Raw genomic sequence first — 524 nt, 5'->3', positions numbered from 1 at the left:
ACCTTCAGCAAGGCCTCGCGCGCCAGACGCACCAGCGCGCCGGACACGGCGACGAGGACGCGTACGGCCAGAATGAACAGCGACTTCCATGGCCCGGTTCCAGACTTTCCCGCCGACCATGCGCAAAGCCGGCCGATCTGTCCAGCCGCCCCTCCCGCGAGAAACACAGCGGCACCCGAGCAACGAAAAGGCCGCCCTGAGCGGCGGCCTTTTTATAAAAAAATCAGTCACTTAAAGCGATGACGTGATCTGCAGCTCGTTGTTGCCGTCGAGCGCGTAGACGTCGTCGCGGAACTGCACGACGCCTGGGGCCGTAGACCAGGCCGAAAGATAGAGGAAGTGGACCGGCACCGGGTTGGTAATCTGGATCGGCGTGTTTTCGCCGGTCTTGATCGCCGCCTCGAAATGCTGACGGTCCCAGCCCGGCGTGTCGCGCAGGATCCAGGTGACGAGGTCGCGCACATTCTGCACGCGCACGCAGCCCGAGGAATCGAAGCGCATCATCTTGCCAAACAGGCTCTGCT

The 524-nt window shown here is 62.8% G+C and carries 1 pseudogene; it reads right to left on the bottom strand.

The window, feature by feature from the left end:
* Nucleotides 1-231: 231 nt before the first annotated feature.
* A pseudogene (locus EN935_RS39710) lies at nt 232-524 on the bottom strand (murein L,D-transpeptidase); the annotation flags it as partial.

It is taken from the genome of Mesorhizobium sp. M7D.F.Ca.US.004.03.1.1, assembly GCF_003998635.1.
Taxonomy (GTDB): Bacteria; Pseudomonadota; Alphaproteobacteria; order Rhizobiales; family Rhizobiaceae; genus Mesorhizobium; species Mesorhizobium loti.
Note: the sequence above shows the minus strand (reverse complement) of the source record. Positions and strands in the feature narration are given on the sequence as shown.